The sequence below is a fragment of the Siphonobacter sp. SORGH_AS_0500 genome (assembly GCF_002838835.1).
GTDB lineage: Bacteria > Bacteroidota > Bacteroidia > Cytophagales > Spirosomataceae > Siphonobacter.
Map to the genome: position 1 here is coordinate 49,989 of NZ_NHPP01000012.1, position 19,486 is coordinate 69,474.

The 19,486-nt window shown below is 46.4% G+C and carries 11 protein-coding genes; 6 read left to right on the forward strand and 5 right to left on the reverse strand.

The genetic code is table 11. The features are described from left to right. Positions 1-64: 64 nt before the first annotated feature. Together BWI96_RS14880 and BWI96_RS14885 are read right to left on the reverse strand one after the other, a co-directional pair. Positions 65-3,043, reverse strand: a complete 2,979-nt coding sequence (locus BWI96_RS14880; protein ID WP_106637349.1) for an FAD-binding and (Fe-S)-binding domain-containing protein — start codon at positions 3,041-3,043, stop codon at positions 65-67. 193 nt (positions 3,044-3,236) lie between these two features. Next, on the reverse strand, positions 3,237-3,536 hold the full coding sequence (locus tag BWI96_RS14885) for a hypothetical protein (protein WP_106637350.1): 300 nt from the start codon (positions 3,534-3,536) through the stop codon (positions 3,237-3,239). Positions 3,537-3,671: 135 nt separating this feature from the next. On the opposite strand from BWI96_RS14885, the gene BWI96_RS14890 reads away from it, so the two are divergent. Then, positions 3,672-5,138 carry a M17 family metallopeptidase gene (locus tag BWI96_RS14890; protein ID WP_106637351.1) on the forward strand — a complete coding sequence of 489 codons (1,467 nt, stop codon included), beginning with the start codon at positions 3,672-3,674 and terminating at the stop codon, positions 5,136-5,138. A 597-nt stretch (positions 5,139-5,735) separates the two neighbouring features. On the opposite strand, the gene BWI96_RS14895 is transcribed toward BWI96_RS14890, so the two are convergent. Then, complete coding sequence (locus tag BWI96_RS14895; RefSeq protein WP_106637352.1) at positions 5,736-6,362, reverse strand: DUF4230 domain-containing protein; 627 nt, start codon at positions 6,360-6,362, stop codon at positions 5,736-5,738. Positions 6,363-6,653: 291 nt separating this feature from the next. On the opposite strand from BWI96_RS14895, the gene BWI96_RS14900 reads away from it, so the two are divergent. From BWI96_RS14900 to BWI96_RS14910, 3 genes are all read left to right on the forward strand, one after another. Next, positions 6,654-8,324: a sodium/solute symporter gene (locus tag BWI96_RS14900; protein WP_106637353.1), complete on the forward strand. Its 1,671-nt coding sequence runs from the start codon at positions 6,654-6,656 to the stop codon at positions 8,322-8,324. Between the two features lie 179 nt (positions 8,325-8,503). Continuing rightward, the gene (locus BWI96_RS14905) at positions 8,504-10,327 is read left to right on the forward strand and encodes a family 16 glycoside hydrolase (RefSeq protein ID WP_106637354.1); all 1,824 of its coding nucleotides are present in this window, start codon (positions 8,504-8,506) and stop codon (positions 10,325-10,327) included. Between the two features lie 55 nt (positions 10,328-10,382). Beyond that, on the forward strand, positions 10,383-12,395 hold the full coding sequence (locus tag BWI96_RS14910; protein WP_106637355.1) for a plastocyanin/azurin family copper-binding protein: 2,013 nt from the start codon (positions 10,383-10,385) through the stop codon (positions 12,393-12,395). 63 nt (positions 12,396-12,458) lie between these two features. On the opposite strand, the gene BWI96_RS14915 is transcribed toward BWI96_RS14910, so the two are convergent. Next, a complete protein-coding gene (locus BWI96_RS14915) occupies positions 12,459-13,571 on the reverse strand; it encodes an AI-2E family transporter (RefSeq protein WP_106637356.1) in 1,113 nt (370 codons plus the stop codon). Positions 13,572-13,761: 190 nt separating this feature from the next. Between BWI96_RS14915 and BWI96_RS14920 the strand changes: the two genes are divergently transcribed. Further along, positions 13,762-15,906 (forward strand): S9 family peptidase, encoded by a 2,145-nt coding sequence (locus tag BWI96_RS14920; protein ID WP_232793745.1) that lies wholly within the window; start codon positions 13,762-13,764, stop codon positions 15,904-15,906. A gap of 122 nt (positions 15,907-16,028) precedes the next feature. Further along, positions 16,029-16,877: a TraB/GumN family protein gene (locus BWI96_RS14925; protein WP_106637357.1), complete on the forward strand. Its 849-nt coding sequence runs from the start codon at positions 16,029-16,031 to the stop codon at positions 16,875-16,877. 721 nt (positions 16,878-17,598) lie between these two features. On the opposite strand, the gene BWI96_RS14930 is transcribed toward BWI96_RS14925, so the two are convergent. Then, on the reverse strand, positions 17,599-19,452 hold the full coding sequence (locus tag BWI96_RS14930) for a hypothetical protein (protein WP_157830381.1): 1,854 nt from the start codon (positions 19,450-19,452) through the stop codon (positions 17,599-17,601). Between the last annotated feature and the right edge of the window lie 34 nt (positions 19,453-19,486).

The following is a 19,486-nucleotide window of genomic DNA, read 5'->3' on the forward strand; positions in this document are numbered from 1 at the left end:
TAAATAATAAATGAAATTATTATTAAGTGTTTGTTTATCAATTGATTATATTTAGATAAAGTGATTATTTATATTCGTTACTAATAAAAGCTTCCCAAAGAATTTCGGCCGGATGTTGAGCTATTCTACCCGTTCCATCTTTAATCTGATGTCGACAGCTAGTGCCGGGAGCGGCAATGGTTACGTCATCAGGCTGTTTCCGAACGGTAGGGAATAAGACCAGTTCACCAATCTGCATGGAAACTTCATAATGTTTGGCTTCATACCCAAAACTACCTGCCATGCCGCAGCAACCCGAAGGAATCAGATGAACTTCGTATTGGCTTGGTAATGAGAGAATTTTCTTTGTGTGGGTTAAGCTGGATAAGGCCTTCTGATGGCAATGCCCGTGCAGTTTGATGAGCCGTTTTTCGTACGTAAACTGATCGGATTTAATATTCTTTTTGTCTACTTCCTGAGCCAGAAACTCATCGAAAATGAAAGCCCGTTCGGCAATTAGCTTCGCCTGTTCTTTTAATTCCGCAGGCACTAGTTCTAAATACTCATCGCGAAGTGTCAAAATGGCCGAAGGCTCCAGTCCAACGATGGGGGGGCCGTCTTTGATCGCTTCGGTTAATAATTCAACGTTTTTAATGGCAATTTTACGAGCTTCTTTCACCATACCTTTAGACAGGTAAGTGCGGCCAGACTCAACGTGGTAAGGAATCTCGACCTTATAGCCCAAGCCACTTAGTAACAGAATGGCTTTCTTGCCGACTTCAACGTCATTATAGTTAGTAAATTCATCACAGAAGAAAAGAATCCGTTTGAATTTAACCCGTCCCGTCGAATTCAGACGGAATTCGTGCTGGGCAAACCACTGCCGTAGGGTTTGCTGGGCAATGAGCGGCATGGAGCGTTCAGGAGCGAAACCCATCACTTTTTTGAGTATCGAAGACGGGAATTTGCTCGTCATGGCCCAGTTATACAGACGCGGCATACGACTACCCATGCGGGACAATCGAGTAAAGTTACCGATCATTTTAGACCGGAACGGAACGCCGTGAGCATCGTAATAATGCTGCTGAAATTCAGCCTTTAGCTTGGCAACATCAACGCTACTGGGGCATTCGGACTTACAGCCTTTACAACTCAGACATAAATCCATTACATCCTTAATTTCCGGATGATCGAATGGATTCTTTTGGGTTGAATTCGTCAGAAATTCCCGAAGAATATTCGCCCGGGCCCGGGTAGTATCGTGTTCGCTGCGGGTAGCCATGAAGCTGGGGCACATGGTTCCGCCGCTTAATTCCGTTTTACGGCAATCGCCTGAACCCGAACATTTTTCAGTTAAGCGAAGGATGTTTTCCTGCTTGCTGAAATCAAAATAAGTATTGATTTTTCGAACGGGTTTGTCGGCTTCATACCGAAGAAACTGGTTCATTGGTGGGGTATCGACAATCTTACCAGCGTTGAAAACACCATGAGGGTCAAAGAGTTGCTTGACTTCGCGGAAGAGGGCATACACTTCCTGACCCATCATTTGCGGAATAAACTCGCCGCGTAATCGTCCGTCCCCGTGTTCCCCCGAAAGCGAGCCTCGATATTTCTTCACCAGTTCAACGGTTTCCGCTAAAACCTGACGAAATAACTGCTGCCCCTGGGAGGTTTTCAGGTTAATCATGGGCTCCACGTGCAGTTCTCCGGCTCCCGCGTGGGCGTAATAACTGGCGTGGATGTTATGCCGACGAAGCATCTCTTCGAGCTCGGCAATATAATGGGGTAACTCCTCGGGAGCTACGGCACAATCTTCAATCAGGTTGACGGGTTGCGTGTCGCCAGGCAGGTTACGAATCAGGCCCAATCCTCCTTTTCGTACTTCCCAGACCTGTTTGGTTTTTTCACCAAAAATGACCGGAGCGGCAAAGCCAATTTGCTGATTTCTCAGGCTCGTCACAAACTGATCTACCTGTTGCTGAAGATCCTGTGGCGTTTCGGCCATAAATTCAACCATCAGAATAGCCGCCGGATCGCCTTCAATAAAAAAGCGATTTTTACTCTGCTCGGGGTTATCCTTCGTAAAATCCAGAATGTACTTATCCACCAGTTCCGAAGACATCGGTTGGTACTTCAAAGCAACCAAATTGGCCTGAAGCGATTCCTGAATGGATCGGCAATGCACGCAAACTACGGCTACTTCGCTGGGAGGTAAAGGGATGAGGTTAAGCTTTAACTCCGTGGCCAGGGCCAGCGTTCCTTCAGAACCGGCGAGTAAATGGCATAAGTTAAAGTCAGCTCCCCCGGCGGTAAAGGGCTCGTTCTCAAGTAAAGAATCGAGTGCGTAGCCTGTATTACGACGGGTAAGCGATTTTTTAGGAAAACGATCTCTGATCTGCTGTTGATTCGTGGGGTCGGACAGGAGCGTATGAAGCCCCTGATAAATCGAGGTCTCCAGCGAATGCTCCTCAGCTTCCCGCTTCAAGTCATAACGCCAGGGAGAAAGGGCCTTGAATTCTGCTTCCGAACCATCGGCCAGGAATACTTTCGCGGAAAGCAGATGGTCGCGGGTGCTGCCCCAAACCATGCTATGCAGACCGCAGGAGTTATTGCCCACCATGCCGCCAATCATGGCCCGGTTGGCCGTAGACGTTTCAGGTCCGAACATGAGTCCGTACGGAGCGAGGGCTTTATTTAAATCATCACGAATAACGCCGGGTTGTACACGTACCCAGCGAGCTTCGGCATTGATTTCCAGAATTTCCGTGAAGTATTTGGATAAATCAACCACAATTCCCGAGCCAACCACCTGCCCGGCTAGTGAAGTGCCAGCGGTTCGCGGAATTAGAGTAACCCGATGATTACGAGCAAAGGTCAGTAGATTCTTTACATCCGTAATCGACTTTGGGATGGCGACGGCCAGTGGTTTTTCGCGGTAAACGGAAGCATCGGTAGCATATAGAATTCGCTGAGCTTCGTGCTCTGTCGAATTCGTATAATACAGTTCCCCTTCAAAGGCTACTCGCAGTGCATCGAAACTGGAAGCCGTAATCGTATCAGACATGTTACTTTACCCAACACAAGGCATGCACGGTAAACGATGTGTATGCCAATCAATAAATCTACAAATTTCAAAGACTGTCTTAACCGGATACGGTGGGAGTTAATTTATAAACAAAGTTAATGCACTTCGGGAATTGACGGGCGGATGCTAAAGTAAAATCTGAAAATTTCAATGGTTCGTGCAGGTAGACCCCTTAGGAGAGGAGGGATAAATGGTGATGAACCAGACTTTCCCATTCTTTATCAAGACTGCCAGAAGGCATCGATGCTCCTGCCCGACGATACCAATAACCCGCGTTCCACTGATCACCTTCTTTCCGATGTAGATAGGCGTGGATTCGGTCGTAGGCGGGGGTTCCTTCGGCAGACTGGGCAATCTCATGGGCTGATTCCCAGTCGTCTTTACCGTCATGCCATAAAGCTGTTAGTAAAGGGGATAGGCCAGCAGGGGGTGTGTCGAGCGAAAGACTTTGCTGAAAAGCTTCGTAAGTCATGGTTGATTTTTTAATAAGTCATGGGTACTAGTGAAACTGATTTTGTCGATCAGACTTCAAATGAGCTTCACAAAATATGCATACCTTAGATTTAAATAGCAGTCAAAACTAATGAAACTGTAAACGATTTTGAAAATGAATTTTCTGGCGGTTTCCCAATTCTCTGCGGATACGCAAACCATTATTTATCCGGTACGAAAAGAAGAACTGGCTTCTCAATTGGCGGTTATTGCCGAACAGACGGCCTTGCCCCTGGCAGTGCTTGAAACAGAAGTAAAAGCTGAAAAAGCGGAGATTACTACTTTTTTTTCGGGCGAAAAGCGAATCTATGTTCTGGGCTTGGGCTCGGAGGCTAACTCCCATCACCTCATCAAAGCCTTCCGAACGCTGATTTTCAAGCATAAAACAAAAGTAGGTTCGCAAATCGGTATTTCGTTGCAGAACCGGCCCGCCGACTGGACGGAATTCGTTGTTAACGGAATCATCTTAGGGACTTACGATTTTGGCCTCTACAAGTCTGATCCTAAAACGCCAGTTGCCTTATTCGAACAAGGAACGGTTGAGCTGTTAAGTGCCGAGGTCAACCCTGAACTGATTGAAAAAGGCAAGAGCATCGCCGAAACGCAGTTGCAATTATTCACGCTGTTGAATGCTCCCTCCAATTTCAAAACGCCACAAACGCTGGCAAGCTGGGCCATGCATTCGGGCGAGAAATATGGGTATAAAGTTCGGGTTTTTGATTCTGGTGAATGTCATTCCCTGGGCCTGTTTGCCCTGCTGGCCGTAGGGCAAGGAAGCAAAAGCGAACCTGAGTTTATCGTCATGGAGTACAAAGGCGAAGGAGCAAACCAAAAGGTGGGACTGGTGGGCAAAGGAGTAACCTTCGACACGGGTGGCATTTCCATCAAGCCCTCCGAAAACATGCACCTTATGAAATCCGACATGGGCGGAGCGGCGGCGGTATTAGGAGCGGTGGAAGTAGCGGCCAAACTGAAGTTACCCATTCACCTGATCGGGATCGTCCCGACTACCGAAAACAGCGTGGATGGCGAAAGCATGAAGCCCGGCGATGTGATCCAGTCCTACGCTGGGAAAACCATTGAAGTAACTGACACTGATGCGGAAGGCCGCCTGATTCTGGCCGATGGCTTAACTTATGCCGTTAGAAACTTCAAGCCTGACGTATTAATTGATCTGGCAACTTTAACGGGAAGTATCATTCGAACGCTGGGGTATCACGCCGCCGGATTATTTACCACGAGCGATCTCTTGGGTAAAAAACTCAAGCGGGCGGGAGAACGCACGGGTGAGCGGCTTTGGCGATTACCCATGTGGGAAGATTACGCTGATCACCTGAAGTCAGACATTGCCGATGTTCGGAATTTTTCGGGCGTGCCGCATTCTCAGGCCATCGCGGCTGCTAAATTTTTAGAGTTATTCGTTGAAAACCATACCGCCTGGGCTCATTTAGACATTGCCGGTACGGCTTATGGCGATATGGATCTGGCACCCCAGCGGGCCGGTACGGCTTATGGGGTGCGTCTGTTAACGGAATTTCTTACGCAGTTAATCAATGACAAAAGTCAGTCTTCGATCTGGTAATAAGCATTCTTTTAAAGACGCTTTCCGTCGACCTTTGCAGAGCATTTCTTAAGGTTGTGCTGGAACATTCGACTTAGGGTCTCAAAGCTGAATGTGCCGTGTCTCTCAACCGGGCAACTCGTTTTATTAACGATACAAGTAAACAAAAACGCCAGTCTGTCTCAGGCTGGCGTTTTTTTTGAATGTTTTTGCTTTCAGGGATTGATGTTGGGGTAGAGACGGTTTTGGTTACTCCTGCCCTGGCTGGTGTCTTCACCAGCCATTAACAGTGGTTGGTGAGGACACCAACCAGGGCGGATGCTTCTGAGTAAGGGGTGATTTTTAACACCCCTACGTTACTGTCATCTCCCAACTAGAGGCGATGAAGTCGCGTCTCTACCGTAATGAGTCAGCCATTTATGAAGACTGATAAAAGTCATTTTCTTCAGGGAAAGGATAACCCAATTTTGTAGTAAACATGGACAGATGAAGCAGTTGTAGAAACACGCCCCGGGTTTCTATCTACCAACTGTCAGGAGTGAAGTAGGCCGTCGAAAGACCCTTTGACTCATCTGAATCATTGCGTAACAAGTGGATTAATAGAAAAGCCGTTCTGTTTCAGAGCGGCTTTTTTAACGCCAGGGCTACTTCAGTACTGATTTGATCCTGACCCGAAAACTCAATGGTCCAGCCGGAAGTAATCGCCAGCTGGCTCAGTAATAACTTCACCTGCTTTTCAGCTACAGCAGGCAACTCTGATGCCACCGCTTTGTTATGAATCACCTGCTTGGCATCCGAGAAAAGCTTGGTGTATTCGTCTTTATTAAAGCGGTTGAACATGCCCTGGTCGATGTCATAAATGGTATAATCCGAGTCAATGCTCAGAATTTCAGGTTCGGGTAATGATTCCACGCGAATGTGACGTTGGCCTTCTACCCAATGCATCCGCACCTTCATGAAATCATATCCCACCAACACCTTCGCTCGGGTTACGATTAATGCCTTTTTAGACCCCGCCTTCAAACCCATGAATAAATCCCGGCGGTCGTTGTAATCATGAATTTCCGAGAAATGCCCTTCTGCCAGCACAACCTTGAAAACTTTCTCAATCCGTTCGAGTAATACAGCCGATTCCGAACGAAGCATCTTATCCTGATTCCGGCGGGACTTTCCAAACACAAAAGCAATTCCAAAACCCGCAACGGCTCCTAACAAACCGATCCAGAAAAGTGATAGAAAATCCATAAAGACAGGGGTTGATGGTTGAAGTAAAAATACAATAGAACCGTTAGGGTAACTGCCTGTAAACTTGTCGTAATGCTGGTTTCGCTGATGATACCCTGAAAGGGATTCTTTTGTTTAATGATTGAGTAGCCTTCCGCTACCGGTTTTAGTACAAAACATTGGTAAATACCGCTAATCCTACCTATTAATTTGATTATTCCGCGAAAACTATATTACTATTATCGGATATAAGCGGAAAACCCTTATTTTTCGAAGAATTTTTGTGTTAGGAATTCATATAACTTACAACTAATGCCAGCTAAACAGCTAGATACGCTTGATTACATAGTCTTCCTGGTCTATTTTCTCATTGTTGCCGGTTATGGGTATTACATCTACAAAAAGAAACAGTCGGCTACCATGTCGACAACCGACTTCTTTTTAGCGGAAGGTTCATTGACCTGGTGGGCCATCGGGTCTTCTTTAATTGCCTCCAACATCTCTGCCGAGCAGTTCATTGGAGCTTCCGGTGATGGTTTTGCCATGGGGCTTGCCATTGCGACGTATGAATGGATGGCTGCGGCTACGCTGATTGTCGTAGCGGTATTTTTTATGCCGATTTACCTAAAAAACCGCATCTTCACGATGCCCCAGTTTTTGACACAGCGGTATAACAACACCGTTTCCATGATTATGGCCATTTTCTGGCTGTTTCTCTACGTGTTGGTTAACCTGACTTCTATTCTCTTTTTGGGTGCATTAGCGGTTTCTACCATCTCGGGGCTGAACTTCACGGCCTGTATGTTTGGGCTAGCCATTTTCGCCATTATCATTACCATTGGTGGAATGAAGGTTATTGGTTTTACCGACGTAATTCAGGTTTTCTTCCTGATTATGGGTGGTTTAGCAACGACGTATCTGGCAATTAATCTGGTATCTACTGAAAATGGAACGCAGGGGTTAGTGGAAGGCTTCGATTTGATGTTAACCAAATCGGCGGATCACTTCCACATGATTTTCCCGAAAAATCACCCGCATTATGCTTCCTTACCCGGCCTGACCGTATTATTCGGAGGCATGTGGATTGTAAACCTGAACTACTGGGGTTGTAACCAATACATTACGCAACGAGCGTTAGGGGCTGATTTAAAAACCGCTCGTGAAGGAATTCTTTTCGCGGCGTTTCTGAAACTCCTCATGCCTTTGATCGTGGTATTACCCGGTATTGCGGCGTACACGCTGTATCAGCAGGGTTTATTCCAGCAGGAAATGCTCGACGCAACGGGCGAGGTGAATAAAGACCATGCGTATCCGGTGTTATTGAACCTATTACCAACGGGTTTGAAAGGCTTATCTTTTGCTGCGTTAACGGCGGCGGTAGTAGCCTCGCTGGCGGGTAAAGCCAACTCCATTTCAACGATTTTTACCCTTGATATTTATCGTAAATACATCGCTCCCGAAGCTTCCGAGCAAAAATTGGTAAACATTGGTCGGATCACCATCGTGGTGGCGATGATTATGGCCATCTTCATTTCTCCTTATATGGGGATCGATAAAAAAGGGGGATTCCAGTTTATTCAGGAAATGACGGGTCTGGTATCTCCGGGGGTGTTTGCCGCCTTTATCCTAGGTTTCTTCTGGAAAAAAACAAACTCAGCCGGAGCCTTATTTGCCATCGTAGGGGGCTTCCTGCTGTCTCTGTTCTTCAAGTATCAGTTACCTGAGTTGGTGAATCTCGAATTCCTGGCTCCCACGGGATTTGCGGTACAAAATGCAGAAGGCCTCTATGTGATTCCGTTCCTCGATACCATGGGCTTCGTCTTCCTGATTTGCGTGGCGGTCATGATTGTACTAGGCTTACAAAAACCAAGTAATAAAGGTCTGGAAGTAGACGCGGCCATGTTTAAGGTAAATCCAACTTTCGCGGTTGGAGCCGGTGCTATCCTGGTTTTAGTAGTGATTCTTTACACTATTTTCTGGTAGAAAACGAAAGCGTATTCCTTCTGATAAAACATTAATAATGCTCTTTCATGAATTCAAAAACACCCCGGTCTGCAAGGGCTGGGGTGTTTTGTGTTTAATTGACAATTAATTTGTGGGTTGGATGAGTATGTGAGGATTATTTTAGCATCTTGTTATAAAAATAGACAAACCAAAGTACAATGACACCTCTAATAAAACCCAAGACGACACTGCAATGGTTGTTGGGGTTAAGTTTGGGCTGGACGAGTTTATCCGCACAAACGACTTTGCCCTTAACCGACGTGTCGGCTTTTAAAAATCCTTCCAAAACCTGGGCTATCGTTGGGAATGTAAGTGGTTCCCCAAAAGAGACTTCTCTGAAAACCCAAAAAGGCACGGGAGTATTGGTGGCCATGCCCGGAAAACAGGCCGGAGCAGCCGATCAACTGGTTACTCAACTGGAACACGGTGATGTAAAAGTATCGCTCGATTTTATGCTTCCTCAAGGTTCTAATTCGGGTATTTACCTGATGGGACGTTATGAAATCCAGTTATTCGATAGCTGGGGCGTGCAAAGACCCAAGCCTTCCGACTGTGGAAGTATCTACGAACGTTGGGATGAAAATCGCAAGCCACAAGGATACGAAGGCCATGCTCCCCGACAGAATGCAGCGAAAGCCCCCGGCCTCTGGCAACATCTGGACATTGAATTTGAAGCTCCGAAATTTGATGCTTCGGGTAAGAAAACGGCCAATGCCCGTTTTGTGAAAGTAGTACTGAACGGAACTACTATTCACGAAAATATTCAGTTATCTGGCCCTACGCGTGGTCCTCTTTTGGCCGAAGAAAAAGCCAGAGGTCCGCTGGTTTTCCAGGGCGATCATGGAGCAGTAGCTTTTCGTAATATTTCCATTGAAACACTTGATAAAGCTCCGGTGAAACTGGGGCCCGTGCAGTATGCTTTTTATACGGGCAGGTTTAATACCATTCCTAAACTGGATACCCTAAAAGCAAAGCCTATTCGGACGGGAACGGTCGAGAAACTCAGCAGTACGCTGGCCGATGGGAGGTCAGATTTTCTAATCGTCTTCAATGGGACGTTACAAGTTCCCGAAACCGATCAGTACGAATTCATCCTACAATGGATGGAAATGGGTCAGTTGATGATTGACGGAAAAACGATTTTCGATGGAATGCTTTCCTTTGATAAGCCCCGTACAATTTCTGTCCCCTTAACCGCTGGCGAACATAAATTTACACTGCTGCATTCTAAAACGATGTCCTGGTTACCCAAGGTAATTGGTATCTACGTACAACGCAAAGGGGCTCATCGTCAGGAGTTACATGGCTTTGGCTCCGTGCCCGATACTGATCCGGTACCGGTTATCGCCGTTACACCCAAAGATCAGGTGGAGCAGATTCGCTCCTTTGTCTATGAGCCGGGTTATAACGAAGGCGATGGTCATAAAAAACTACGGGTATTACACATCGGTGATCCACAGGGCATTCATTACAGCTATGATTTGGATCAGGCTACGGTATTAACAAGCTGGCGGGGTGATTTCATAAACATGAGCGACGCCTGGCACGAACGCGGCGAAGCCCAAACGAGCGAAGCTTTAGGAGCCGCCCTATTATCCCTCTGGGGGACAGCTCCTGTGGGTACCACCGGCTCAACCACACCTGATTCTACCGCTGGATTGACCTATAAAGGTTACTTGCTGGACAATTTGGGACATCCTACCTTCCAGTATCAACTATCAGGTAGTGAGTTTATGGATTCCATTCTCCCCTATGAAAATGGTCGCGGCTTAAGCCGGACAGTTTCGCTGAAAAATGGAAACAACCTCGAATACCGATTGGCTAAGGGTAAGTCTATTACCTTGTTACAAAAAGGTTTATACCTCGTGGACGGACAGTATTATGTGCAAACTCCGGCTAAAGCTCAGGTAGTAACTAATAACGGCGGGCAAGAACTGCGAGTATCGAACAGCCCTTCAGTTAGCTACGATGTCATTTGGTAAATGCTTCCAGGTCAGAGCAAAAGATCCCGCAGGTTTACCTCTATCAAACAATACGATGAAGAAAATTTTTCGATCCTTAACGATAGCTTTTTCGCTGGCGGCAACGGGCCTATGGGCTCAAACGCCAGCGACCGAAAATGATTATTACCAGTTACGAACGCTACCCATTCCGCAGGATGCCATTCTGGAAGTAGGGGGAATGACCGTATTACCCGATGGCCGTCTGGCGGTTTGTACGCGTCGGGGTGAAATCTGGTTGATTGAGAACCCGTATCAGCAGAAGGGAACTGCTCCGTACTTCAAACGTTTCGCTCAGGGTTTGCACGAACCTCTGGGACTAACCTTCCGCAATGGTTCGTTTTATACCTCCAACCGGGGGGAGTTAACCAAGATTACGGACGAAGACGGCGACGGTCGGGCGGATCATTACGAAGCCGTGACGCAGTTACCCATCGTCGGTAATTACCACGAATACAGTTATGGCCCGCTGTTTGATCCTAACGGCGACATGCTCGTGACGCTGAACGTGGGTTGGGTGGGTTACGGAGCCAGCCTTACCAAATGGCGGGGCTGGTTGGTGAAAGTGTCTCCTGATGGAAAAATTGAACCCATTTCAGCCGGGTTACGCTCCCCGTCGAGTTACATGTATAATTCGTCAGGAGATCTGTTTTATTCCGAAAACCAGGGTGACTGGGTCGCTTCAGGCAAAGTTTCCCAACTGAAAAAAGGCAGTTTTAACGGTCACGGCGAAAGTCTGAAATGGACGAGTGACCCGGCTTCACCACTGAAACTAACCAAGGAGCAATTACCTGATACGGGCGAACCCGTGGCGACGGCGGGGGAGAAGATTCCGCATTACCAGTATCCGGCCTGCTGGTTTCCGCACGTGTTGATGGGCATTTCCACTTCCGATATTATTGAAGACACAAAGGGTAACCTCGGCCCTCATTTCAAAGGCCAATACTTCGTCGGCGATCAGGGACACTCCAAAGTGATGCGGATGTACCTGGAAAAAGTGGACGGGGAGTATCAGGGAGCCTGTTTCCCTTTCCGTGAAGGCTGGGCCTCAGGGTTACTGCGTTTGCAATGGGGATTAGATGGTTCGTTAATTGGCGGCATGACCAGTCGCGGCTGGTCTTCAACGGGTAAAGCTCCGTACGCAATCCAGCGGTTAATCTGGTCGGGAAAAACGCCTTTTGAAATGCAGGAGATCCATTCCAAACCCGATGGTTTTGAGATTGTGTTTACCAAACCCGTTGATCCTGAAACGGCGGCTAATCCGGCGAACTACAAAATTTCGAGCTTTACGTACAAGTACCATCACCTCTACGGAAGCCCCATTATCAATGCGGAAGAAAGCAAAATCAAAGGCATTAAGGTAGCAGCCGATGGGCTTTCGGCCCGAGTAGTGCTGGAAGGAGCTTTCCGTAAACATTACATCTACGAAATCAAACCCGAAGGCGTCAAGTCAGCCGATCAGGAGTCTGTTCTGCATCCGGTAGGCTATTATACGCTGAATGCAGTAGCTAAGGGGGATTTGGTAACGGCTTCTCAATTTACGCCTTTCAAGGCTACGGCTGCGGTGCATCATCACGAAATGGCTGAAGCAAAAGCTGAAACTACGAAACCTGGAAAAACGGCAACGAAAGCCAGTTCAGCCAAGCGGGTAACAGAAATGCCTGCCAGTTGGTCCGCTCCCGATCAGGTCATTACGGTGGGAACCAAACCCGGATTGAAATTTGATGTTTCTGAAGTACAGGTACAGGCCGGAGCGAAGATCAAGTTTATCTTCAATAATAACGATGACATGACGCATAACTGCGTAATCGTAGCTCCCGGAGCGGTGGATGAAGTAGGAATGAAGGCTATCAACCTGGGCTTGAAAGGGCCTGATTTACAGTATGTGCCCGCTTCACCCAAAGTGTTGTTTCACACAAACTTACTACAACCCGAATCCACGGAAACGATTTACTTTACGGCCCCGTCACAGCCCGGCGATTACACCTTCGTGTGTACCTATCCCGGTCACCACACGGTTATGCAGGGTAAACTGAAAGTAGTTAAGTAAAGGCTTGTTCATACGAAGGTCATTAACGAAAAAGAGGAAGCGAAATCGTTCGCTTCCTCTTTTTCATTCCTGCTCTTCCAGGGTAATATTTTTGGTGATTTTATAGACTCGTCTTTTTCGGTAAGGGGTTTCTTCTTCACCCATCAGCCGGCCCCAGGGTTTAAGCTCTTCCACCCGGTCGAAGATGATTTTCATAATCGCCAGATACGGAATGCAGAGGAACATGCCGGAAATCCCCCAAAGCATTTCGCCGATGATGATGCCTAAAAAGGCAATGAGCGGATTGATTTTTACTTTGGAACCTACCACCAGCGGCATAATGATATTTCCATCCACGGCATGCACGGCGATGTAAACAATCAGTACCAGCACTACTTTCCCCAAACCAGCAGTGGCGAAGGTAATGAGCGTACTTAATAACAAAGCGGTGAAAATACCCAGGTAAGGAACCACATTGAAGACGCCCGTAATCACGCCCAGTAGTACCGCATATTTAACGCCGAGAAGCGATAAGACAGTAATGAAAAGGGCCGTGACAATCACCATTTGAATGAAAAGCCCGGAGATGTATTTTTTGATAATCGACTGAACCTGAGAAGAAATATCAATGACTTTCGCTTCGTGTTTTTCGTCAAAAACTGAGGTTAAGAACGTGAACAGGATGCGACGGTAATTGAGTAAAAAGAAAGTGAAAAGCAGCGTAAAACCCAGAAAAAGTAAAGTAGAAGAAAGCGTAGCCAACGTTGTAGCGACGACTACCGCACTGGTAGACAAAGCCTTTTCTGCACTTTCATTTAAGTATGTTAATTGTTTCTTAGAGTCAACATTAAACGTGGTGGTAATCCAGTCCTGTAAGTTATGAATGGAAAGGGCTACCTGCTTTTCCAGCAAGGGCCAGTCCGCCCACAAAGCACTGAGTTGATTACCAATAAAATACATAATTCCCGAGACTACGATGATCATGAGTACCACGCAGATAATGGTACTCATGCTGCGTTTCAACCTCAGTCGATGTTCGAGAAAATTGGCAGCTGGCAAGAGCACCAGGGCCATTAAAAATGAAAAGAGCAGAGGTGCCAGCAGCGAATGCCCCAGAATAGCCAGGTATCCTAAGCTGATGAGTACTACCAGCACGAAGGCTAATTTCTGGATGAAAGGCAATTGGGTAGTTTTCATGGGGTGTTGATTTGAGGTAAGTACTCGATCAGGTGGATTTTTGTTCGAGATTAGGGAGAAAATAAATGGATTTTAATTTAAGCTACCCGTTAAGAAGAAATCGGGGTAGCAAAAATCCTTTTTCAGTAAACATATGTATATTTAAACGGCTACTGTTGAGCCCTTTTGAGAGACCTTTCTACAAAAATGTATGAAACTTTTCTATTCACTTACGTATTTAGTAGCCATGGCAGGTCTATATTCCTGCACCTCTCAGTCAACCAAAGAATTAAGTAACGTGCCTACTCAAAACGACTTTCCTAAACCGCCCATAGCCCTTAAAAAGCCTGAAACCTTTACCGAACACAGATATACCCGGGTAGATGATTTCTTTTGGCTGAAAGACAAGAAAAATCCAGAAGTTCTTCAGTATCTGAAAGCTGAAAATGCGTATGCTGATGCGGTAATGGCGACTACGAAGCCTCTTCAGGAAGAGCTCTACAAAGAAATGCGGAGCCGTATTAAAGAAGATGATCAGTCGGTTCCCGTGTTTTCGAATGGATATTATTACTATTCCCGTACCGAAACGGGGAAGCAATACGGTATTCAGTGCCGTAAAAAAGAAAGCTTATCGAATCCAGAAGAAGTAATTCTGGATGGTAACCAGCTTGCCGAAGGTCACGAAGCTTTTATCCTGTCTGGTATGCAGGTGAGCGAAAATCAGAACTTACTGGCTTATCAAAGTAATACTACGGGTTCTTACGCTGAATTTACGTTGAAAGTAAAGGACTTACAGACGGGCCAGGTATTACCCGACGAAATTGAAGACATCAGTGGATTTGTCTGGGGAACGGATAACCAGACGCTTTATTACATTACTTATGATGAGGCTCTGCGTCCGTATCGATTGTATCGCCATACGCTGGGTTCGAAAACGAAAGATGTTTTAGTATATGAAGAGAAAAACCCTTTATTCACGCTGAGTATCAGTCGGTCGAAATCTAAAGAGTTTATTATCCTCTATTCCGGCAGTTTCACGACTTCGGAGGTTCAGCTATTACCTACCTCAGATCCGAACGGGACGTTTGAGGTGTTTCTGCCTCGTCAGCAGGATGTGATGTATGGAGTGGACGTTCACCCGCAGCATTTTTACCTGACCTATAAGGACAAGCAGAACCTGAATCAGAAAATCTACGAGCTGCCCCGAACGGGTTATCAGGATCGGAAAAGCTGGAAGGAAATTGTTCCCCATGATCCGAAAGTAAAGATTGAGGATACTGACGTTTACGAGAAATACCTGGTCATTGAGGTGCGTAATAACGGCTTGCTGGAAATGCGGGTGCGTGACCTGGCCTCAGGAGCAACCAAGGCTATTAACTTTCCTGAACCGGTGTATTCGGCGTATGCCTCTGGCTTACCCGATTTCAAATCAACGAAATTCCGATATGCATATACTTCGCTGAATCGGCCCATGAGTATTTTTGAATATGACATGGAAAGCGGAAAAAGCACTAAGCTCAAGGAAAAAGAAGTTCCTGGCGGCTTTAACCCCGATGCCTACGAAGTGAAGCGTCTTTGGGCGAAAGCAAAAGATGGGGTGAAAATTCCAATGGCAGTAGTCTATAAGAAAGGCCTCGAACTGGACGGTAAAAATCCGGCTCTGATGACGGGTTATGGTTCGTACGGCATGTCTTCCGATGCGTATTTCGATAGTGATGTGTTTAGTCTGGTTGATCGGGGGTTTGTCTACGTCATTGCCCAGATTCGGGGCGGTAGTGATTTAGGGGAGCAGTGGTACGAAGACGGAAAGTTACAGAAGAAGATGAATTCATTCACCGACTTTATCGCCTGTGCTGAATACCTGATTCAGGAGAAATATACTGCTGCGGATCGCTTCGCCATTCAGGGGGGGAGTGCCGGTGGTTTGTTAATGGGAGCGGTTGTCAATATGCGACCTGAGTTGTTTAAGGTCGTCATTGCCGAAGTACCTTTTGTAGATGTGATTAATACAATGCTGGACACAAGCTTGCCTTTAACCACGCAGGAATACGAGCAGTGGGGCAATCCTACAGTAAAGGCTGATTATGACTACATCCGTCAGTATTCGCCTTATGATAATCTAAAGGCTCAAAAGTATCCCAATATTCTGGCGACGGGTGGTCTGAACGACTCTCAGGTAGGTTTCCACGAACCCGCCAAATTTGTAGCCAAACTACGGACCCTGAAAACGGACGATAATATTACCTTACTAAAAACCAACATGGGCTCAGGTCACGGCGGGGCAACGGGCCGCTTTGATTACTTGAAAGAAGTAGCCTTCCAATACGCATTCATCATAAACCGAATTGGCTTGTAACTAATTTGTTTAGAGTTTGGTGTTTAGGGTTTTGAGTTGTCTAATTACACATCTTGCTTCCGAGCATACAAATTATCAGATAATTTTAACCCTAAATACCAAACTCTAAACCCCAACCCATTATGCGAAACTTCTTCCTCCTTATCTGCCTGATTTGTTCTTTTCAGAGTTTTGGTCAATCTGGTGAAAAGTCCTTGTTGTATGAAATTTCCGGCAAAGGGCTAACGCATCCTTCGTACATCTACGGTACTTTTCATTTACTGTGTCAGCAGGATTTGAAATTGAGTCCTGTTACGCTGGAAAAAGTAAAAAATAGCGATCAGGTTTATCTGGAACTGGATATGGACGATCCGAAGGAAATGATGTCCATGATGAACAAAATGTACATGAAAGATCAGGGACTGAAGGATCTGGTTTCTACTTCGGACTATGAATATCTGAATGGCTTCTTTAAAGATTCGCTGAAAATGAATCTGGAATCGATGCAGAAAATGAAGCCTTTTGTCATTATGTCGATGATGTATCCCAAAATGCTGGGCTGTACACCCGGTTCGCCAGAGCTATTGTTTGTTCAACAGGCTACAACTGCAAAAAAGCCCGTTTTAGGACTTGAAACGGCTGACTACCAGTTTTCGATTCTTACCAAGCCTGGTGATAAAAAAGCCGCTGAGCAACTGGTTGAATTCGTGAAAGATTTCCAGAAGTCAAAGAAAGAGTTTAATGAATTGCTGGCTTTGTATAGAAGTCAGGATGTTGAGGCTCTATACCTGGCGACTCAAAAAGACGAGAAATTTAAAGATCAGATGGAAGATTTGCTCTGGAACCGGAATGCCAACTGGGTTCCCATCATTACTAAAGCTATTCAGGAAAAGCCCAGCTTTTTCGCCGTCGGAGCAGGGCATTTGGGGGGCGACAAAGGAGTAATTGCTTTGCTGAAAAAGCAAGGGTATAAGGTTAAAGCGGTGAAATAGTTTGACTAGCGTTTGATTACGTTGGAAGAGGTTTGATGGTTCTCCCGCAGTCGCTCGGCTAGAGCTGAGTGACTGGGGATGGTACCAGCGAAAAAGCTGGCATCGGTTGAGCTGAAGTATTTGGGGGTTGCCTCTCCTCCTGTCATCCAGAGCGAAGCGAAGGACCTTACTTAGGATTGAGTAACACTTTCTGGCTGCAAGTTAATCTCCCGCAGTCGCTCGGCTCTGGCCGAGTACTTACCTGGCTCTAGGCCTCTGCTGGTATGATTCAAGCCCGTATGAAGTTGCAAAACACGTTTACCGACCCAAAACAAGCTTGCTAACCTGGGAGCCGAGCGATTGCGAGGGGATCTATGATGTAGTGAACGTAATTTAACCCGAAATTTTGATTTTGAATTGTAGAGACGCGACTTCATCGCGTCTGGCCGGGAAATGAAAAGAGCCCCACCGTGGTTGGTGAGACACTAACCACGGCACCGCTCTTTCGGATTTGCAATCCGAAAGCCTTCTGTCAGGGATTTATAATCCCAATCAGCAACGATAACTGCCGCGTAACCAGACGCGATGAAAAGGCAGGTTCCACCTGCTGTTATTCCAAGCCTGTTAGTTGAGGTCTTCGATTCTAAATGTTAGACAACTTTTTAAGTTTTCGGGAAGTTTTTTATTGATCAAACTTCAAACCGAATCAAACCCTTCAAACTATAGACTAATGTTGTTCAATCTACCTGGCTGTTCGGAAGTAATCGGTTCGGTCGGGGGCTTCGATTCTAAAATCGGGCATTTGTAGGGTGGCTTCTCCGCTGCCCTGCGTACGGAAAGGCATGGTATTCCCGGGAATATTGGGATAATAACCCAGTCGAATCTGAAAGGTATTGAAGTTCAGGTTTTCGTTTCTGAAACGAATGCCCACCCCATACCCCTGATACATGTGCTGAAATAGGTTTTTGTTCGAAAAAGAAAGAAAACCCAGATCGGCGTACGTGTAGATTGCGGTTCGGAAGCCCATAATCTGCAAGGGAGAGAAAAACACACTCTGGAGGTTAATCACCAGTCGTTTATTGCCCCGTAAGAAGTTACTACGAATGCCTCGTAAGCCCTCTTCGTTATTGAGCGTCAGGTATTCATAGGCAAAGCGGTTAACACCACCGGTGTATTTAACGGTGATGAAATGTCTAAAATGCGACCGCTTGACCGCCATAAGCGGGCTAAAGTAATTGCCTTCAATGTGAAAAGTGCCTTGCTGAGGTTCTCCATCTTCCATGTAACCACCGATAGACCCTAACCCATACACGTAGCCACCCTTTTTGTCGTTGATGTAGGTGCCATGAGCAAGTCGTAGGGCCGAGTACGTTCGCAGCCCAAGGTCTGACTTCTCCTTACCCCAAGTCCAGGAAGCCAGGAATCCGATGGGAACGTCTTCGGTGCGACCGAAACCGTAGATCAATACGTCCCTTTGGTAATTTCGGTTAGAGTAACCTACACTGCCCAGGTATTGTCGGGACGTTGGAAAGAGAGGAGCCGCCTCTTCGGGAAGGTTATCCCGATTGATGTAACTATAACCGCTGGTGCGAAGAGCCACAATTAAACGTGAACGACGATCCAGTTTACGATCCCGGAACCCCAGCCGGAATGCTCGCCCCAGCCAGGCATCCTGATACCAGTAACGCAGAGTAGAACGAACCGTAGTATCAGAATTCGGGTCAATGAAAACAAATTTATTTTCTACCAGATAGGTGGCTTCAAAGGCTCCAGCGTACTGAATTTCGGGACGAATGAAGTCCTTCTCAATACGTCCACCAAACCGCTTACGATCCCGAAAATCTTCGGCATAAAACTGTGTTGTCGTCAGCGAGCGACCAATGTAGGGCAGGGTATAACGGGAGAAAAATTCAAAGGGCTGGTAAGGAGCAGTGGCATTATAACTAATGCCTGTTTTCCAGGCGTGAGCCATGCCTTGTACGTTTTTTTGTTCGACGGCAAAACTAAAGTTATTAAAGCCACCCGCACTGCCATCAGGAATCAGCGACCAGACATCTTGTGTAATTACCAGCACATCCACCAGGTCGCGACTACCCGGTACCGGAATCAGGAAAATACGAGCATCGTGAAAGATCGGCGTTTGCCGCATGATCCGTTCGTTATCCTTTAGTACATCGGGGTTCACTTCGTCGCCCGATTTAAAAAAGAGCAGCGATTTAGCAATGGTGCTTTCGCGAGTATCGTGGTGAAGTCGGTTGCCCAGTTTTTCTATCCAGCCCTGAGCAACACGAGTAGTATCGTAAACGGTAGGGCCGAACACTTCCAGCCGTTTGATAGAGATATTACGGATGTGTTTACCATCGTGAACCTTAAAGGGATTGTCTTCAATTTTAGATACACTCTGGCTCTGGGCATTTGTATTGTAAGGGTATCGAAACAGTAAATCATAAATGCCGCTGGTCCACTTCCGTTTTCGCATGGAATGGCGAAGGTTGGTGTAACGAATACTGTCTCGTTCGGCTGGGGTTAGTATTTTGATGGAATCTGCAACGGTTTTCTTAGGTTCCTGAGCCAGACAAGTATATGGCAATGCCATACATCCGATCAGGAATAGAAAGAAAGAAAAGATG